Source organism: Acinetobacter sp. 1294596 (genome assembly GCF_000582925.1).
GTDB lineage: Bacteria > Pseudomonadota > Gammaproteobacteria > Pseudomonadales > Moraxellaceae > Acinetobacter > Acinetobacter radioresistens.
The window spans coordinates 35,075-52,718 of the sequence record NZ_JFCC01000017.1; the positions used below are offsets into that span (position 1 = coordinate 35,075).

A 17,644-nucleotide genomic window follows, 5' to 3' on the forward strand; every position below is an offset into this window, starting at 1 on the left:
TAGAGGTATAAATTTATGATAATAAGATAGTAAAGGTTTTTAGTTGGAATTGAGTAAGATAAGGGGGAAGACCTATAGCCAAGGATGGATATTCAGTCATGCCTCAAGCCAAAGATGCGAATTTTTATACTCAGATTTTGGAGAAAAACAAAGATATTCAGGATTTACTAGATAAAATTCAGTTTGATAGCCAGCATGGAAAAATTTGGTTCGAAGAAAACCGTATGCTGCTCATGCATACCAGCATCATGGGCTTTCTAAGAAAAGATTTGTATAACATGTTGGGTTGGGAACGGACTAAGCGTTTTTTTATTCGTTTAGGTTATCAAGCCGGTGTGAGGGATGCAGAAGTCACTTCTAAATTGCGTCCGAATTTAAATGAAGCTGAAGCCTTTATGGCTGGACCGCAAATGCATGGTATTCGTGGCATGGTTCAAGTTGAAGTCAATGAACTTCAATTAAGTCATGATGAGCATCAATTTTATGCAGATTTTAATTGGCGCAATTCTTTTGAAGCGGAAGTTCATTTAAGTGAATTCGGGGCTTCGGAAGAATCAGTTTGTTGGATGCTATTGGGCTATGCTTGCGGTTATACCAGTTTTGTTATGGGACAAACCATTATTTATCAGGAAACCCATTGTGTAGCAAAAGGTGATGATTGCTGTCGTATTATCGGCAAGCCTTTAAAAGAATGGGAAAATGCCGATGAACTTATTCAATTTATGTCACCTGATCCTGTTTCAGATGAATTAATTGCCTTGCAAGCAGAGCTGAATGAGTTAAAGAAAAATATATATACAGATGTAGAAGCCGATTACACCATGTTTAATTCTATTGGTGAATCGGTGGCTTATCGTAAAGTCTGTGATCTGTTGAAAAAGGCGGCTGGCAGTAAGGTTGCTGTATTACTGCAAGGTGAAACAGGAGTGGGCAAGGAAGCTTTTGCTAGAGGGATTCATGAAGGTAGTTCTCGTAAAGGGCAACCCTTTATTGCTGTAAACTGTGCCTGTATTCCACCAGACCTAATTGAAGCTGAACTTTTTGGTGTTGAAAAAGGGGCATTTACAGGGGCAACACAAACTCGAAGTGGAAAGTTTGAACGTGCCGATCAAGGAACTATTTTCTTAGATGAAGTGATTGAGCTTTCTTCACGTGCGCAAGCTGCCTTGCTGCGAATGTTACAAGAAGGAGAATATGAAAGAGTTGGAGATCATCAAACTAGAAAAGCGGATGTACGTTTGGTTGCAGCTACCAATGAGGATCTGGAACAAGCTGTGAAAGAGGGAAGATTTCGTGCTGATTTATATTATCGCCTGAATATTTTCCCTGTCATTATTCCGCCACTACGTGAGCGCCGTGATGATATCCCTTTATTGATTACACACTTCTTGTCGCGTTTTGAGAATATGTATGGAAAGACGTTAAAAGGTTTAAGTGACAAAGCTAAAAATTTTGTCATGACCTATGAATGGCCCGGTAATATTAGGGAACTTGAAAACTTATTAGAACGGGCGACCTTACTGACGGATCATCAGGAGGAAATTAAACTCCATCATTTGTTTCCGCAAATTAAGCAAGATATTGAACCCAGGTCTGAAAAAGTGGATTTGGAAGCAGTCATACAAGAGGGCTTTTGTTTGGAAGATCATGAGAAAAAACTAATTTTTATCGCGATGCAAAAAACAAATAATAATATTTCTGAAGCAGCCCGTGTATTGGGGATCAGCCGACCTGCTTTAGACTACCGTTTAAAAAAGCAAGCTATTAATATAGGTAAAAAGTAGATTTCAATTAAACACAAATTGATTGTGATGATTGGTTTTTTAAAAGACAAACTTTTAAAACAGCTTGATACGTCTTATTTAAAGACAGTATTTTATTTTCCGAATCTAGGTAGCAAGTGTCGCCATGGTAATCCCCCTAAAAATAAAAGGATCTAAAAGTAGAATTTTTTCTTAGGATACAAGCAGGAGATTCTGCATGAAAACAGACGTGGCACGCAATATATCCTCAACAGTTACAAGACTAAATATTTTCTAATTTATTGAAAAATCATCAATATTCGAAAGTAACCTATTACTCAACTAGAGATGAGAATCTAATTTCAGTCAATTTTAATTGCATCTAAGACTGCCATTCCTACAGTAACTAATTGTTTTTTTTCATCAATTTCTGTTGGTAAGAGAGCTCCAATTGGGCAAAAATTGATATTTAAATAACTAGCTACTAATGCTAAATTTCCTAATAGAACTCCAGCATCACGCCAAACTAAACTGGCTCCATCGGTATATTTTGATGAAGTTTTTTGTGGTTCCGCAATCAAGAGTATTAAACTGGCTGAATTACAATTTAATATTTTTTCACAGTCTCTTCTAACGTTTATAAAATATTTATTTTCCTTATTAATGGGCCAAAGGCTATGACAAAAAGGGTCATATCTCCACCAAATATCAGTATATGGTGAGTTTATAAGAATATGAATAGGGTGTATTGCACCAGCCGAAGGAACTGGCCTTAAAGTTATAGGAAAGCCCATAGTTGAATCAATACAATCTTTAACTCGATTAGTAAGCCATAGAAGATGTGATAAATGATCAATTGAAACGAGTTTAAAAGATCTTTGTGACTTCCTTTCAAACATAACTTGTGTAAATGGAATTGGCGTAAAAATCTCAGGCTCATCTAACCTGATGGATTTATTACTAAGATCCCACTTATAAGGAATATACTTATCAACTTTCTGTTTAGGAACAGGATTACCCAAGTTTACCCAAGTCATAGCCTACTTGCTCGAATATCTCAAAATATTTATTACAGCCACGGCAATTACCACAGGTCACCTCAGATTTATGACAACTATGAGACCATGCTAACAATTCAGCAGGAATATTAGATAATTGAATCAGTTCTTTAGTCGATAGGTTGATAGCAGGAGCTTCTACAGTTATATGGCCCTCTTGCAGGAACATTAGCTGATTCATTGCATCAATAAATTCATGAGAGCCATCTGTATGGCCGTTATCAGTTTTAACTGTTCCGATTAAAATCTTAGAGATATTAAAAGGGAGCATCTTCATGCCAGCTAGAGTAATTAAGAGTTGATTTCTATAAGGCCACCAATCGGAAGCGGGTGCATGTTTACTCTCAATAGTACCAGCCATATCTCCTGAACCAATATTTCTACAATCAACAGTCAATATCTCGTGCGGAATATTCAAATATCTACATATGGATTGTGAAGCAGCTATCTCAGCTTTTGCTGCAAGCTGCCCGTAGTCTATTGTTAATGCATAATCTGGTCTTTTCCACCATGCTATTGCTGTAGAATCCATGCCACCAGAGAGTAATAATACAGATTTCATTAAGTGATTGCCGTCCAAAGAGTATGATAAATAGCGGTAACGTAATCTTTAAGAATTTTGCAATCTGATCCTTCCATCATTTTAAGGTTTTCTTCACTTTCATTTTCTGCATAGACTACAACTGGTTTGTTAATTGCTCTAGCGTATCCAATCTCATAAATTGTGCCTGAGTCCATACCGTCAGCTATGGCGAATAAAAGATCACAATTATGTATGCCTTCAAGATCTTTATCTACCACATCTTCAGCATTACCTTTACATACATCATGATAGGGAGAAAAAACCTCTAATCCAAGATCTTGTAAGTTTTTTCTCGCTTCCTCAATTAACCATAGTTGTGCAAGAGTAAAAAAGGGGCCAGCAAGATAAACCTTGGGTTTACAACCTTTTTTAAATTGTTCAGAAAGAATGATAGGAGAGGGTGAATATTTTTTTAAACGTTCTGGTGTAATAAATCCTTCCGTTTCACAATAATATGCAGTTGCTTTAGAAGCTTGTAGAGCTGCTTCATAAGCACTCTTTTTTTGTTCCATCCAAGCATATCCAAAATGGGCAACAAAATTATCTCCAGAACCTATTTTTGATACCTTGTTCGTACTAAAGGCTGGCACATGCTTAATCTCATCAAGTTTATGGTCGTAAACCAGACATCCATCAGGTCCTTTTTTTAATATAACTACCTCAGCTTGTTGAGATACAGCAATTTTCCTAAGTAACTCATTAGTATCATCAATCTGTAATAATGATTTTGCTTCATACTGATTAAGTAAAATCGCTAGGTGTTTAGCTTTAGATCCATTTGCATGGAAAAGTTCTACTGAGGCTACATTTTGAGGATCGTAAACAGCATATTCACTGTCTATGATAGCCGTACCTTCCAAGAATCCAAATCTAATAACGTTTTTTTCTTTAATTTCCAGTGGCGGATTATTAGTGGTTCTATTGTAAATTAAGGGCTTAGCAAGAGCATGAGTATAATGAAATTTAGTATTTACTGGAATATTAATAATACTTAATTCGAAGCCCTCCAGTTCAGCACGGGCCTGAATAACTTCTTGTATGTTTTTAGAGCAATACGTGGTTAACTTAACTTCTCCCTTCATTGCTGCAATTGCAGAAGCAGCTCTTCCTCCTGAACCAAAAATATTATATCTATAAGGATGCATACAATATTCTTCATATATTCCGCCTGTAATAGTTATCATAAGTGGCTCCTTTTTTAGTGTTTAATTGCTGTTATTTTAACTCGAACTTGTCCTTGATTGACTTGATACTCTTCCTTGATATTTCGTGCCACTACGTAAGCATTCACGTAATTTTCCTATAACTGGGGCAGCAATACCGCCAGCAATATCGTCCTCATAGAAAGCATATACAGTGGTGATATTATTTGATTCAAAGCCAATTCTTAAAATATCACCTTCTGTTAATTTTGAAATGATAGCTTCTTTGGGTGAGCTGAGTTGAACATTAATTGTTAAATCTTCACAAGATTGGAAATCTGGAATTGGTGTTCCGCCCCCACCACCTGAACCTGACATATTACGTTACCCTTTGATTTATTGTATAAAAATTATTTAAATTTTAGTTTAATTATTTATTTCTTGTAAAGCAAGGTGTTAAATTTTCATAGTTTATAAAACGATGATTATAGACTCTATTTTTTTTAAAAAATTTTGAGTATAACCAACTGGCCATAGTTTGGGATGGTTGTTAATTGTTTTGAATTAAAGTAAGTTAAAAGTGGTTTTCTTTGGAAGGGTTTTATATATTCCAGAATTGTTTGACCATCTTAATGAGGAGAATCCGCTCATTATACGATGCCCAATCCATCTATTATCAATAATTTTTAAGGATGAGTTTGATGGGTTGACCAATAATAATGATCCCATAAATTTAAGCCATTCTTTATGGGTTAAAAGTTTAGACGAATAAGCATGAAATGAGTTACCTGTGCTATAGAATGTCATATCTGAAAGTATCTTGTAATCTATAAAATTTTTTAACCGATAATAAACCTCTCTATCTAACCTTGAGGTAGAAAAATCTATCATTGGAATATGGTATATTTTCCTACTTTTGGTTTTAACTAGAGAATGGAATGCAAGTTCTTGATCTTCTTTTAAACTTTTCAATATGGAGTTAACATAATCTATTGAAAAATCTTCACCTGATATAGTGTTAATAATTCTATCATCAGATAAAGAATCGGGTAGATAAGTATATTTAGATAGTGAATATGCCGATTCACTATCTAAAAGACTGTTAATGAAAAAATAAGGGTGATCTGTATTAATCATTGAATTCTAATGCCTTCTAATAACTGATACATTTCTAAGGCAAAATCATCGGTCATTCCTGAAATGTAATCGACGATTAAATGTGCTCTATAAATGATTTCATTTGATGGGTCTGCTTCCACTGATAGAATATATTTCTTAATATGATTCTTTGGCAAGCGTCTTAATAGACGCAATTCAAAGTCGAGCCCTAACTTTTTAGGGGAGAGCATGCTTTTTTCAGGGTATTTAAGTAAACAATTGAATTTATCTTCAGATAAGCACATCAAAATTTCGCAGTGATTTAAAAGGCCTTGTATAATATTTCGCCCTGCGAGTTCAATTTTTTCAGCTGACTCATGGCAGTAGATATTTTTCTTAGCATAATCGAATACTTCATCTAGAATTTTATGGATGTCTGTATTTTCTTCTATAAGCTCTATATTATCTGTCCCATCTAATAATAAGCTTAAATTTGCACAGAAGTTTGTGGCAGCTTCTTTTGCGGCAGTATTTATAATGCACGTTTTAAACTTTAAGAAATTAAGTTGTTCATGACTTAATTTGTCTACGTTAAATATTGTGCTGGCATCAATTTCTTTATTTCTGTTAAAGAACTCAACGAAATAACTAATAATTTGTTTCTCTGTGACAATCTGTTTCTCAATAGCATCTTCTAGATCACTCATCGAATATGCAATAAAATCAGCTGTATCCATAATATTTTTAAGTGGGAAGTGTTTTCCTTCCGGCCAATTGATTTTTTTACAGGCTTCTTGATAGCTTGGATAGCAAAGCTTAAAAATTCCAATTTTTTCATTATTTTGTATTTTATCAATGGTATATGGGTACTTAACTGTTGATAAAAGTAAAGAGCACGTTAAGTTTAAACCGAATTCATCATTTCCACTTAATAATCTTATTAATCGAAAACCTTGAGGATTACCATCAAATTTATGAAGATCTAGGTTATTAATATTGCTAGATAACTCTTTAAACATACATTCGCCTAGGTTATTTTTATAATTATCAATTTGTTTTTTAAACCATTGCCTAATTGCAGCTTCACCTAAATGTCCAAATGGAGGGTTGCCAATATCATGTAACAAGCAAGCTGTTTCAACTGTATTTACAAAAGATGTCATCTTTTCAAAGTCTAAGCCTTCTACTTTATATTCCTTCTGGATTTTATAAAGAATTTCTTGGGCAATATAGCAACCGATATGAGCAACTTCTATAGAATGTGTTAGCCTACTCCTGACAGATGCATTTGCTTCTAAAGGGAATACTTGAGCTTTTTGTTGTAGTCGGCGAAAAGCTGGTGAATTGATGACGCGTCCTTTATCACTTTCTGTTGCTTCTAAAAGAGTTTCAGAGACTTTAGATGTTTTTCTTAGACGTACTGGCTGAATAAAAGATAATAATTTATTTATATTTTCAGATATGTTTTCCATCAAATTTTACTTTAGTAACGAATATTATTTACGCACTTTAGCAGAGAATCAGCTTCTTAACAAAAAGAAACATGAGGCTTATTAGAGACGTAATAGAAAAGCATTTTATCAAATCTTTATTCGCAATAAGTTTCTAACACATTAATTAAAATATTATTTTTGAGTTCTACGGGTATTTGAATTGTAATAAAGTCATATTTTCCCCCTTAAATTATCAATAAAATTAGCCCATTCCTGCATCATCTTTGTTCGATAGTCTAAATGCTGCGCATGGTTATACGCTTATGATACGGCATTACCAACAGTATGTGCTAACTGAATTTCAATAGCATCATGCATATAGCCTTGCTCATGTGATGTTGTAGATGCCAGTCCATGAAAACCATGCCCCGTCATTGGACTGCTCCCAGTATCTTAGACATGAAACAGCTTCAAAATGAAGCTGTTTCAAAGGTTTTTATATTCATCCCATTGAGATAGGAATGACGCCTGATCCGATTGTAAAACATCTCGATATAATCAAACACATCTGCACAGGTTATTTCTCGAGTTTTATAGGTTCTTTTTAATCCATCTGCCTTTAGTAATATTTAAAGGACAGATTGCATGATAGATTACCGTGATAATCGCAGTCCATGACTCAGCAAGAATTGGTATATGCACTTTATAGAGAAGTTAGTCTTTCAATGAGTGGAGAACAGCGGTAATAAGGTTCTATTAAGGCTTATTTTAGAATTAATATCATGTTGTTGAGTTTATAAAACGATGTTTGCAGAACAAAACTCAGCCCAATCTGCCATTAAACCTTTACGTTTTTCCAGATAAGCCCCTCGTAAATATGCTGCTTCGACTTCATCAGGAAGTTTATGGGCAAGAACATGTTCACATACCTCACGAGGGTAATCCGTTTTATCAGCAGACCAATCACGGAAAGTTGACCTAAAACCATGAGTAGTAATTACCCGATTTTGTTTCGGATCAATATAGCCTAAACCATTTTCTTTAAGCTTCTGCTCATGCATACGCTTGATCAATATTGTTAGAGACATATCAGAAAGCATTGCACCATTCCGTGGTGCTGGAAAAATAAAATCTTGTGGCTGAGTATATTCTTGGATGGATTTAAGCAAGTTAACCGCTTCTTGAGATAGAGGCACACGGTGTTCTTTGTTTGCTTTCATGCGCTCTTTAGGAATGATCCAAACTTTATTCTTAAAATCAATTTCCTGCCATTTAGCTCCGAAAATTTCACCAGATCGACAAGCAGTTAAAATTGCAAACTCCAGAGCTTTAGGTGAAATCCCTTTTTTCTGTCTCAGATGTTGGATAAACCCAGCAACCTGTTCATAAGGTAACGATGGATGAGGGCGTGATTCCTGTTTTATGTTACCGAATATAGGTTCAAGATTACCTTTCCATTCAGCAGGGTTGTCACCTTCAAAATATCCCATAGCCTTGGCATAATCAAAAATAGTTTCTATACGGCCACGAATACGTTTGGCTGTTTCATTTTTTTTAATCCAGATAGGCCTAAGAACTTCGGCAATATCAACTTTAGTAATGGTGCCAATACTAATATCACCTAAAGTTGGGTAGATATAGGTTTCTAATGTAGATGTCCATTGTCCGATATGTTTTTCATTTTTCAGTTCACGGGTTTTATTGGCAATAACAACTTTTGCACATTCCATGAATGTTTTGTCACGAAGTTTCTGAACATACAGCTTTTCTAGTTGTTCTTGTTTATGAGCAATTGGGTCTATACCACTTCGTATTTGTAATCTTAATTCGGTGGCTTTGGCACGAGCTTCAGCTAGAGAAACCTCAGGGTAGGGACCGATTCCAATATCACGGCGATGTGGTTTTAACTTCCCATCTTTATCTAGCCTTTTGCCAACAACTGCACGCAAAATCCAGACACGGGAGTTACCTTCAACATTCAGGCAAAGGCCATCAACGCCCCCTACAGAATGTCGCCCAGTATTCTTAATTTTTGCTACACTGAGTGCAGATAGCTCTTTAGATTTCTTTGGCATGTCTTGATTTACCCCACAACCTACCCCTCATAAAATACTGGAAATGGTAGGATTAGGCAAGATGGCTTAGGACAGTAAAAATATTAAATAATTGAAAAATATATGTTTATAATATTATCTGGGATTGCTTAGGACTACTGTTAGACGGACACCGCTTCCGCCAGAATTCTAAATAAGCCGCTTATCTAGTGGCTTATTTTTTTATCATTGTCTCTTTAATAATAGCCATTTATTAATAAGAGTAGTGTAGACAATGAAAAATATTAAAATTAATGTAGTAAAATAATTTCTATTTAATCCTTATTATTGAATGTTAGAATTTGTTAAAAAGATTAATCTTCTTATTATTTAATTCCCTGTTTTAAATAAAATTAGTATGTAATCAATAAATAATTTTCTCACAGTACTATCGGTTTTATCTGTATTTTTATTTTAGAGAATATAAGATAATCATTATCTCCGTGACTTTTATAGTATTTATAAAACAATGAAAAAAATCTACTTAACGATTTTTGGGTTTGTGATAAGTTTAGGGGTACAGGCTCAAAATGGCCCAATGGATACCGCTGACGTTTATCCATTGTGGGAGCAGTATTACCAGGTTGAAAGTCAGGATACTAATAAAGCAGACAGTTTACTTAACCAGATTGCCCTAAAGACACCAAATGATCCTAAAGTCTGGAAAACTTGGGCATACTTGGCCTTGCGTCAAAATGATAATAATAAAGCTTTAGAATATATTAATCGTTCGCTTGCCTTAGACTCATCTGATGATCAGCTTCTCATGCAAAAAGCTTATTTGTTAAATGTGGCGCATAGAAATGATGAAGCACTCGTTATATTCAAGCAATTACAAAGCTCTTCCAATCCGGAAATTGCATCCCAGTCTAAACAGGCGGTACAGAACCTGTCAGGAACAGGTAATACGCCAGCCAAGAAAACCTTTGCTGATGTTTATTCCTCACCTTCTTATGAAGGACGCTATGACACTACAATTTTACCGTTAAAGATTCGTTATGGCCGTTATTTAGATAAAAACAATCAAGGCCAGATCTATGGATTTGCCAGTGTCAATCGTGATACCCGTTCCACAGGCGGCGCCCGTCCAGAAATTATTGACCAGAATGCCGCCATAGTAGGTTTGGGGGTAAATTACCGTCCGTGGAAATGGCCTGTTTACCTATATCTGGAAGCGGGTGGTAGCTATGATCTGATTGATCTGAACCGGAAAAAATTTAGGGAAAGCATTAATGGTGGTTTAACAGGCTATCAGGAGTGGTACTGGGGGATGGATCAGACCAGCCATATGCCAGCTCAGCAAAGCAATCAGTATTTTGCTGAACTTTATGGTAATGCCGCTGCTTATTCACGTGAGGATTATAATCTGATCGGTGATTTGCGATTACGGACAGGCTGGAATTTTAACTATAATGATTGGGGTAATATACAGGCTTATGTGAAACTGCATACCATTAATGATAGTGAACAGGAATATTATAATAACATAGCAGAAATAGGGCCCGGCATCGCATGGCAACCAGCAGGGCTGCCGTTAAAACTACGTATTGAACAAATGTACGGGAAATATGTTAATGGAACCCCGGCATCTGTAGATAGTAGCTTTGATAATACCCGTGTTGAATTAACGTTTTACCGGAGTTTCTAATAATGCCAATACATATTTCTTTTATTTTCGGAACTCGCCCTGAACTGATTAAGCTGGCTCCAGTAATTTTACAAGCACGACAAGATTTCCGTTTCGAAGTAAGTGTAGTATTTACCGGGCAGCATCTAGAATTGGTACGTGATGCTATAGATTTTTTCCAGATTGAAATTGACCATCATCTACAGGTCATGCAGCCGGGCAAAAGCTTGAATATTTTATTGAGCACGGCTCTAACCGAACTGGACCGTGTCTATACCCAAATGTCAAAATGTGATGCTATTGTGGTGCAGGGCGACACGACAACAGTACTGGCTGGGGCTTTAGTCGCATTTAATTTAAATATTGGACTGGCTCATGTAGAAGCTGGTTTGCGCTCTTTCGATTTGCTGCATCCTTTTCCAGAAGAAGGAAATCGTCAGTTAGTATCTCGTCTGGCACGCTGGCATTTTGCCCCGACTGCACTTTCGGCCAGTAACTTGTTACAGGAAAATGTGCCTGAAGAACATATTTTTGTCACAGGTAATACGGTAGTAGATGCCATATACAGTGCGCGTGAGATTATGCAGGCTTCTTCACAGCAATCTCAACAGCGTTTAAAAAGACTTGGCTTAAATCTGCAGGAAAAAAATAAACTGGTTCTAATTACTGCCCATCGACGTGAAAATTTTGGGCAGGGTATACAGAATATATGTCAGGCCATACATGAGCTATGTCAACATTATCCAGAGTTGCATTTTGCCTGGCCAGTTCATCTTAATCCGCATGTGCATACAGTTGCTCATCAGGAGTTCGCTCAACATCCGCAGGTACATTTACTTAGTCCATTAGATTATCCTGACCTGCTTGCTATTTTGCAGGCCTCATATCTGATTATGACAGATTCTGGAGGGATTCAGGAGGAAAGTCCAACCTATCAAAAACCAGTTCTTATTTTACGGGATGTCACTGAACGTCCAGAAGTAGTGGAAGCTGGTTGTGGTGTTCTGGTTGGCACAGATGTGACTAAAATCGTTCAGGAATTTTCACGACTGATAGATGATCATTCATATTACCTTCAGCATGCTGAAGTTGAAAACCCATTTGGTGATGGCCGGGCATCGGGTCGCATTCTTGAGCAGATTATCAAAGATTTAAACCCTGTTTCCTCTTAAAAATTGATTTTCATCCATAAATAGAGCCATAAAACACTGGCTCTATTTAAATAGTGGGGACCATCAAAAATGAAGATTCGCTGTCCGGAATAGGCTTTAAGCTGTTTACTGATTTCCCAAGGATAGGCAGCTCTGAATGTTCCATCTTTTTTTAGTCGAAATGCCTCTAAAATAATTACCACCCGGTCTTCACCAAATTGCTCTTTTAAAGTTCCATAAATTTGTGCAGCTTCTTCAGGACTGCGCGTTCCTACACCGACGCCATCCTGGAAAAAAACTTTTGCATTGGGGGGCAGCCAGCTTTCTAACCAATATTCTAGAAATGGGGCTTCAGGTTCTGCACTATAAATACTTACCCAGACAGGTAATTTAAACTGAGCAATATATTGTCCTAGAGTATGGACACCATTCCATGTAGGGTCAGCTTCTACAGGAAAATAGTAGCTTGTGACTGGTACAGGTAATTTGGCTTGAATAATCTGCCTAGACTGCTGATAAAGCTGATCAATATTTTCACGCGCTACAGGTTCCTGAAATCTGCCGGCCAGCCCTAAAATTACATGTTTTGCCCAAGGCTGTTTGCCAATATGTTGCCAATCGGGTTGCATATCCCATGGCTGCACCGGAATTTCATTAAAAAAAGACCGTCCGTCTACAATACTCCACTGGTTAACCAGCGTATCTACACCCAAAAGCTGCCAATTACCAGAAGGCTGACTCATCTGGTCGACTTGCCAAAAAATACCCTCAATTTTAGGTGCTGCTGTATTGGCATCTGCCTGCTCCATTAATAAAGCAGAAACTATAAACACGGCCACAGGAAAACATATAAATATCAGTAAACCTACAAATGCATACTGCCTTATACTCATTCACCTGTTCCTTTGACTTTACGACGGCTTCTGCGCCATAGAATTAAAGCGATAATAATCAGTGTAATTATGGTGAGAACAATAACAAGAGTACGGGTAGAGACTTGCTCGACAACGGGCGCCTTAGCTTTATTCACCGAATTTTTACTCAAAACCGTAATCTGGCCTTGTGCTGAAACAAATAGTACTGCTGTATTGTTGGGAATGCTTTGCTGGATTATGGGCCAAAAACGGGTAAAAGTCTGTGCTCCGGCTGCACTGTCCGTATTAATCCAGAATCTGCCATCTTTCACAGAAACAATAAACCCGCCTGCCGTAGCAGGTAAGTAAAGTAGCTGGCTGTATCGCTGTAATTCATCATTAAAACGGGCTGTATTAACTAATATATTGATTTTTTTAGGCCTATTAGCATTCAGCTCAGTAATGTTTACAGGTACAGGCTGGTCGCTTAACAGCATTGTTTTCGCAACATTTGCTACAGTAATGGCCATACTGGTCGCAGCCGGATTGTTGATGGCGATCTCTGGAGTACTGGCGAAAATGGTAGAGAGATTGATTACGCCCTGTTTCATCTGATGGGGGAGGTTAACAAGTGATTTATTTGCATCAATCCATAGTGCAGTGCCCGCATTTGGCAAACAGGCTTCATTGTTTAATTGAGAGTTTATTAAAGTCATATTGTAATTGTTGACATAAGGATAATCCGCACCAACAAAATCAAAACGACGCTCAACCGGATTTGAATCCAGTTTAGCCAGACTTAAGCTGCCGGCCAAATATTCGTTTAACCAGACCTGTAAAGTTGAGCCTTGTAATAAGCCACTTTGTGCCCGAAAGGCTAATTTTCCCTTTAATACGTCTGTTGCTTCCCATACAGGCGGGAAAATTAGAGAAATATTTTTAGATGAACTGTCGAGAGCAAAATCAGAAATACCCAAGTCAGCCAGCGTCTCGAATTTGCGTATTACCGCCCATGCTGGCTCGGCAACCGGTTCGCTTAATGTAGCAGTAGTTGTATTAAGCTGCTGCAGATAATTCTGGTTTATTAAAGCATTAACTGCCATAAGCAGCTGGGATTCTGATGAGTATTCAATATTTAGCCGGGGAATCTCATTATTCTGGCTTAAACTGATTCTTGCACCTGCTAGAGGCTGTTCTACCTGTTGTATGCTAATTACAAAATCAGGTGCTTCTTGCGGGGTAGACTCAGTAACTTGCCACTGAACTGGGGTGTTAAACTTCCATGCTGTAGCCAGGCGGGCAATCATGGATGCTTCTAAACGGTTCTGGTTATTAAATTGCAGTAAAGCCTTAATTGGCGCTGTACGGCTCAGCTGTGTATTAAACAGGGCATCGGGTAGTTGATTGAGCTGTAATATGCCATGCTGAGCCTGATAGTTTAAAGTCAGTTTAGTCAGGGCTGTATAAAGATTAGTGGACTCTACACAGTAATTATTGCTGATGGGCCCGTTAACTGACGGCTTTTGTAAAAGCATGACATCGAGGCGATGAAAACCGGCAGTACTTGCAGGTAAGGTAAAGCTCAACTCACCTTTACCATTTAAACTCTGTCTATGAATCATCTGATTATCATAACGGACTACCAGCGTGCTTTCGCCCTGACTGTCAAACTGGCTATTGAACTGTATGTTTTGCCAGGTTTCACCCTTGCCCACATAAAAGAAATAAGGAGACTGGTACTGGGCAGTACGTGATATCAGGTCATCTAGCTGCCAGGTATCAGCATAGACCTGAGAGCCATATAAGGAAAGAAGGACAGAAGATAACACCGTAAAACGGGATTTTTTAAAGTGACTGATCATTTTTTTCCTTTTTTCGCTCTGTTTTATACCAGGTTATACCTTCACCTTTAATTTTACTTTTAAGCATATCCCAAGCAGCTTTAAACACGATCAAAAGAAACACCTGTGAGTAAGTAAAGTAAGCGATGAACGCGTAAAAATAAAAACGTTTTGGAACTTCTTTTTCCAGACTTAGAGTAAACCAGATTTGTGTAAGGTAAAGAATGAATGCAAGAATAAAGAGTAAAGTAAAAGGCCCAGGTATAGTTGTGCCATCAATACCGAGCAGTCCTACGACCAGTGTCATATGGCTTAAAAATAAAGCGGGCACAAACATGATATAACACATGATATTGTTGCCAATTTCCATGCCAATCGGGAAAGGATGACGTATTGCCGTACTTAGATACTTGCGTGTGACATAAAAATTTCCTTGTGTCCAGCGGGAGCGTTGTTTAATAAAAATATTTAGATCACCCGGGTCTTGCTGCCATCCAATTGCATAAGGTACCCATTTAATGCGTTTATGGCCCAGAAAAATGCGATAACTCATTTCGGTATCATCAACCAGGGATTTTTCATCAAATCCCCCTAGAATATCCAGCGCATCACGCCAGATTACATAATTGGTTCCCATGAGGGTAGAAAGACGGAAGCGTAACCAGCGACCACCTTGAAAAATCCACTGGAAATAAATAAATTCTATGGCAATAAATGTACTTAGCGGGCTGTCTTTCCAGTTGCGGGTCCGAACTTTACCATTAACCGCAACCAGATTTGAGTCAGCCAGAAGGGTCTGAGCAATAAGTCTTACACAATCTGGTTCAGGGGTACTGTCTGCATCATAAACTGCAATCAGCTCACCATGGGCATGTTTTAGGCCATTATTCAGAGTGCGGGACTTACCTTTACCACCTTGGCCTTTAGGAACATTGATGACACGAATTACCGAGTACTCGGCTGCCATCCGGTCAGCAATTTCCTGTGTCCTGTCTTTGGAAGCGTCATTAATCAGCAGTACTTCATAGCTTTCTGGCGGATAGTCCTGTGCTGCTAAAGCCCGCAATGTATCTTCAATAACTACTTCTTCATTGTAAGCCGGTATCAGTACACTCAGCATTGGCCAACGTTCGGGTACAGGTAAATTCGAAAGTTCCTGATTGGCCCGAATCGAATAACGCCAAGCCGAAAAACTCAGCCAAGCCCAAAAAGCTTGGGGAATCCAGATACCAATAAAGCCAACAATAAAACAGATATCAATTGTATTCATGATTTCTTGAATATCCTCCATAGCATGGTACTTACAAGGATAATCATTAATACAATAATCATGAATACAGATAACCAGGATGTGGATGTACCCCAGAAACCCAGTAATTCAGGATAATGAAGAGACAAGATCAGATGGAGCGGTAGAATCATTAGACCAGCAGCTAGCAGCATACGCCCAGCAATACTGGTATGGATCCGGTCGGGCTGACTGTAAAAGGAGACATTCAGGAATTTCCAACCAATTCCTAACACCGGATAATTAATATCTTCATTTGAAAGATTGCCTTCTGGATTTAATAAAATCCCCGTCCCATTAAAACCATATGAATTGGGATAAGCGGTATAAAATAAATGCTGTCCGCTCTGAATTGGTAAAGCAGGTAGGGGAATCTGGCCTTCGTTGGCCTGAATAATATATAACCCTTTTGGAAGAGTTTTTAATAAAGGATTCCAGCCATCATGAACATAAGCACCCATAGGCCGCAGGCCGGCACTGGTCGCTAGAGTAGCCAGGCTGTTAAAACGTGATGGTTCCACGCTACTAAAGTCGAGTAAAGGTATGGCACCTCTATTTATCTGTCTTTTTAACTGGAAATAAATGAGAGGATTCATAAAATTTTCTGGAATCAATAACCCCGGTTTAATGCCCTGATCCATGATCTGTTTAAAGTTTTTTGAATGCACCTGATCAACAGTAAATACAGGCCATAATTTTCTTTCAGTAGGAAAGTGTTCTGGTATCTGATAAATACTGGAAACATTTTTGGATTCTAAAGTATTCGCAGGCCGCAACGGACAATCATAATAGGTCTGATAGTAAGATGAGAGAGTAGGATCCGGTAAGGTACTGACCGAAAGCAATAGGCCGCAAACATAGATTAATGTGCTCATTGGAGAACCTCCGAGGAGGATTCTTCTACCGTATGCGTGTTTATTGTGATTTGCATCTTAAGCAGGTCAAGTACTCTGAGCTGTTCAGCCAGTTCTTTAACCTTGCTAAAATCTCCATCTGTAATAATAATAATTCGAATAATGGAAAGTCGGGTATCTGTGAAATAAAAGTGAGGTAAAGTACGCTGGGTTTCCAGTACATCAAAAATCTTTTGCTGTACTGCTTTAAACTCGTCAACTTGCAGCATGTCACGCAATAATTCGTGATTGGTAATATCCACCCTAATTTCAGCATAATTTTGAATCATGTTAAGTGAAAGCATACGCTGAAATTGTAGATGGTTATATTGGTAGCTACCAATTGGTAAAATGCTATAGGTCAAATTTTTTCTATAAGCATCCAGTAAATTATCTGTCTCCTGATTAGTCGACATAATTTCATAATAGATACTTAGAAATAACGGGGCGATAGGTAAAATAAAAAGTTGTAGAATTTTAGTACTGGTATCAAAGTTGGTATTTTGAATATCAAATAAAAGATAAATAAAGAACAGTAGAAATATCAGTACACTAAGAATAACAGCTTGAACCAGATTAAGAAAACGTCCTAATAATAACAAGGCAATAAAAAGCGCCCAGCTACCTACTAACTCGGCACGCAACCATTCATAGCCAATTAAACCTATAAATATAACAATGATCATAGGTAAAAAGGTAATAGACTGATTTGTTCTTATAAGCCAGTTCTTCGCCATATAGTATTCATTTTTCTAAATATGTATTCATACATAGAAGTATAAATAAATAGGAATGAAATTTTAAATTTTGATAAGATAATTTAGATGTAATTAGTCACTAT

At 37.5% G+C, this 17,644-nt stretch carries 15 protein-coding genes and 2 pseudogenes; 3 read left to right on the top strand and 14 right to left on the bottom strand.

All coding sequences use genetic code 11. The features are described from left to right. The first annotated feature begins 98 nt into the window (after positions 1-98). A complete protein-coding gene (gene mobR, locus J502_RS08210) occupies positions 99-1,784 on the top strand; it encodes a phenol degradation transcriptional regulator MobR (protein WP_005015337.1) in 1,686 nt (561 codons plus the stop codon). Between the two features lie 320 nt (positions 1,785-2,104). Here the strand turns inward: mobR and J502_RS08215 are convergent, their stop codons facing one another. The 9 genes and pseudogenes from J502_RS08215 to J502_RS08245 all read right to left on the bottom strand — a co-directional run bounded on the left by J502_RS08215 (position 2,105) and on the right by J502_RS08245 (position 9,131). Continuing rightward, positions 2,105-2,779 (bottom strand): nitroreductase family protein, encoded by a 675-nt coding sequence (locus tag J502_RS08215; RefSeq protein WP_005015336.1) that lies wholly within the window; start codon positions 2,777-2,779, stop codon positions 2,105-2,107. Further along, positions 2,757-3,362 (bottom strand): 7-cyano-7-deazaguanine synthase, encoded by a 606-nt coding sequence (locus tag J502_RS08220; RefSeq protein ID WP_005015330.1) that lies wholly within the window; start codon positions 3,360-3,362, stop codon positions 2,757-2,759. The genes J502_RS08215 and J502_RS08220 overlap by 23 nt, the downstream gene beginning before the upstream one ends. Then, a complete protein-coding gene (locus J502_RS08225) occupies positions 3,362-4,567 on the bottom strand; it encodes a PfkB family carbohydrate kinase (RefSeq protein WP_034683772.1) in 1,206 nt (401 codons plus the stop codon). The genes J502_RS08220 and J502_RS08225 overlap by 1 nt, the downstream gene beginning before the upstream one ends. A 36-nt stretch (positions 4,568-4,603) precedes the next feature. Next, positions 4,604-4,903 carry a hypothetical protein gene (locus J502_RS08230; protein ID WP_005015326.1) on the bottom strand — a complete coding sequence of 100 codons (300 nt, stop codon included), beginning with the start codon at positions 4,901-4,903 and terminating at the stop codon, positions 4,604-4,606. A 186-nt stretch (positions 4,904-5,089) separates the two neighbouring features. Continuing rightward, positions 5,090-5,662, bottom strand: a complete 573-nt coding sequence (locus tag J502_RS08235; RefSeq protein ID WP_005015325.1) for a primase 1D-like protein — start codon at positions 5,660-5,662, stop codon at positions 5,090-5,092. Next, positions 5,659-7,095, bottom strand: coding sequence for a dGTP triphosphohydrolase (gene dgt, locus J502_RS08240; RefSeq protein ID WP_005015322.1), 1,437 nt, complete (start codon positions 7,093-7,095; stop codon positions 5,659-5,661). The genes J502_RS08235 and dgt overlap by 4 nt, the downstream gene beginning before the upstream one ends. A gap of 192 nt (positions 7,096-7,287) precedes the next feature. Continuing rightward, a pseudogene (locus J502_RS16565) lies at positions 7,288-7,491 on the bottom strand (tyrosine-type recombinase/integrase); the annotation flags it as partial. Between the two features lie 35 nt (positions 7,492-7,526). Then, positions 7,527-7,661 (bottom strand): annotated as a pseudogene (locus J502_RS16570) (IS3 family transposase); the annotation flags it as partial. A gap of 189 nt (positions 7,662-7,850) precedes the next feature. After that, complete coding sequence (locus J502_RS08245) at positions 7,851-9,131, bottom strand: tyrosine-type recombinase/integrase (protein WP_005015309.1); 1,281 nt, start codon at positions 9,129-9,131, stop codon at positions 7,851-7,853. Between the two features lie 487 nt (positions 9,132-9,618). On the opposite strand from J502_RS08245, the gene J502_RS08250 reads away from it, so the two are divergent. Further along, on the top strand, positions 9,619-10,797 hold the full coding sequence (locus J502_RS08250) for a tetratricopeptide repeat protein (RefSeq protein ID WP_034683774.1): 1,179 nt from the start codon (positions 9,619-9,621) through the stop codon (positions 10,795-10,797). 2 nt (positions 10,798-10,799) lie between these two features. Then, positions 10,800-11,948 carry a non-hydrolyzing UDP-N-acetylglucosamine 2-epimerase gene (gene wecB, locus J502_RS08255; RefSeq protein ID WP_034683777.1) on the top strand — a complete coding sequence of 383 codons (1,149 nt, stop codon included), beginning with the start codon at positions 10,800-10,802 and terminating at the stop codon, positions 11,946-11,948. On the opposite strand, the gene J502_RS08260 is transcribed toward wecB, so the two are convergent. The 5 genes from J502_RS08260 to J502_RS08280 are packed head-to-tail and all read right to left on the bottom strand — an operon-like array spanning position 11,945 to position 17,540. After that, on the bottom strand, positions 11,945-12,820 hold the full coding sequence (locus tag J502_RS08260; protein ID WP_005015303.1) for an alpha-amylase family protein: 876 nt from the start codon (positions 12,818-12,820) through the stop codon (positions 11,945-11,947). The two genes, wecB and J502_RS08260, sit on opposite strands and share 4 nt — an antisense overlap. Beyond that, a complete protein-coding gene (locus J502_RS08265; protein ID WP_005015302.1) occupies positions 12,817-14,643 on the bottom strand; it encodes a hypothetical protein in 1,827 nt (608 codons plus the stop codon). Before J502_RS08265 ends, J502_RS08260 begins: the two co-directional genes overlap by 4 nt. Further along, a complete protein-coding gene (locus tag J502_RS08270; RefSeq protein ID WP_034683780.1) occupies positions 14,627-15,892 on the bottom strand; it encodes a glycosyltransferase family 2 protein in 1,266 nt (421 codons plus the stop codon). The genes J502_RS08265 and J502_RS08270 overlap by 17 nt, the downstream gene beginning before the upstream one ends. After that, entirely contained in the window at positions 15,889-16,785 is an 897-nt protein-coding gene (locus J502_RS08275; RefSeq protein WP_005015293.1) for a hypothetical protein, read from the bottom strand. The genes J502_RS08270 and J502_RS08275 overlap by 4 nt, the downstream gene beginning before the upstream one ends. Then, positions 16,782-17,540 (bottom strand): hypothetical protein, encoded by a 759-nt coding sequence (locus tag J502_RS08280; RefSeq protein WP_005015290.1) that lies wholly within the window; start codon positions 17,538-17,540, stop codon positions 16,782-16,784. Before J502_RS08280 ends, J502_RS08275 begins: the two co-directional genes overlap by 4 nt. Positions 17,541-17,644 lie beyond the last annotated feature (104 nt).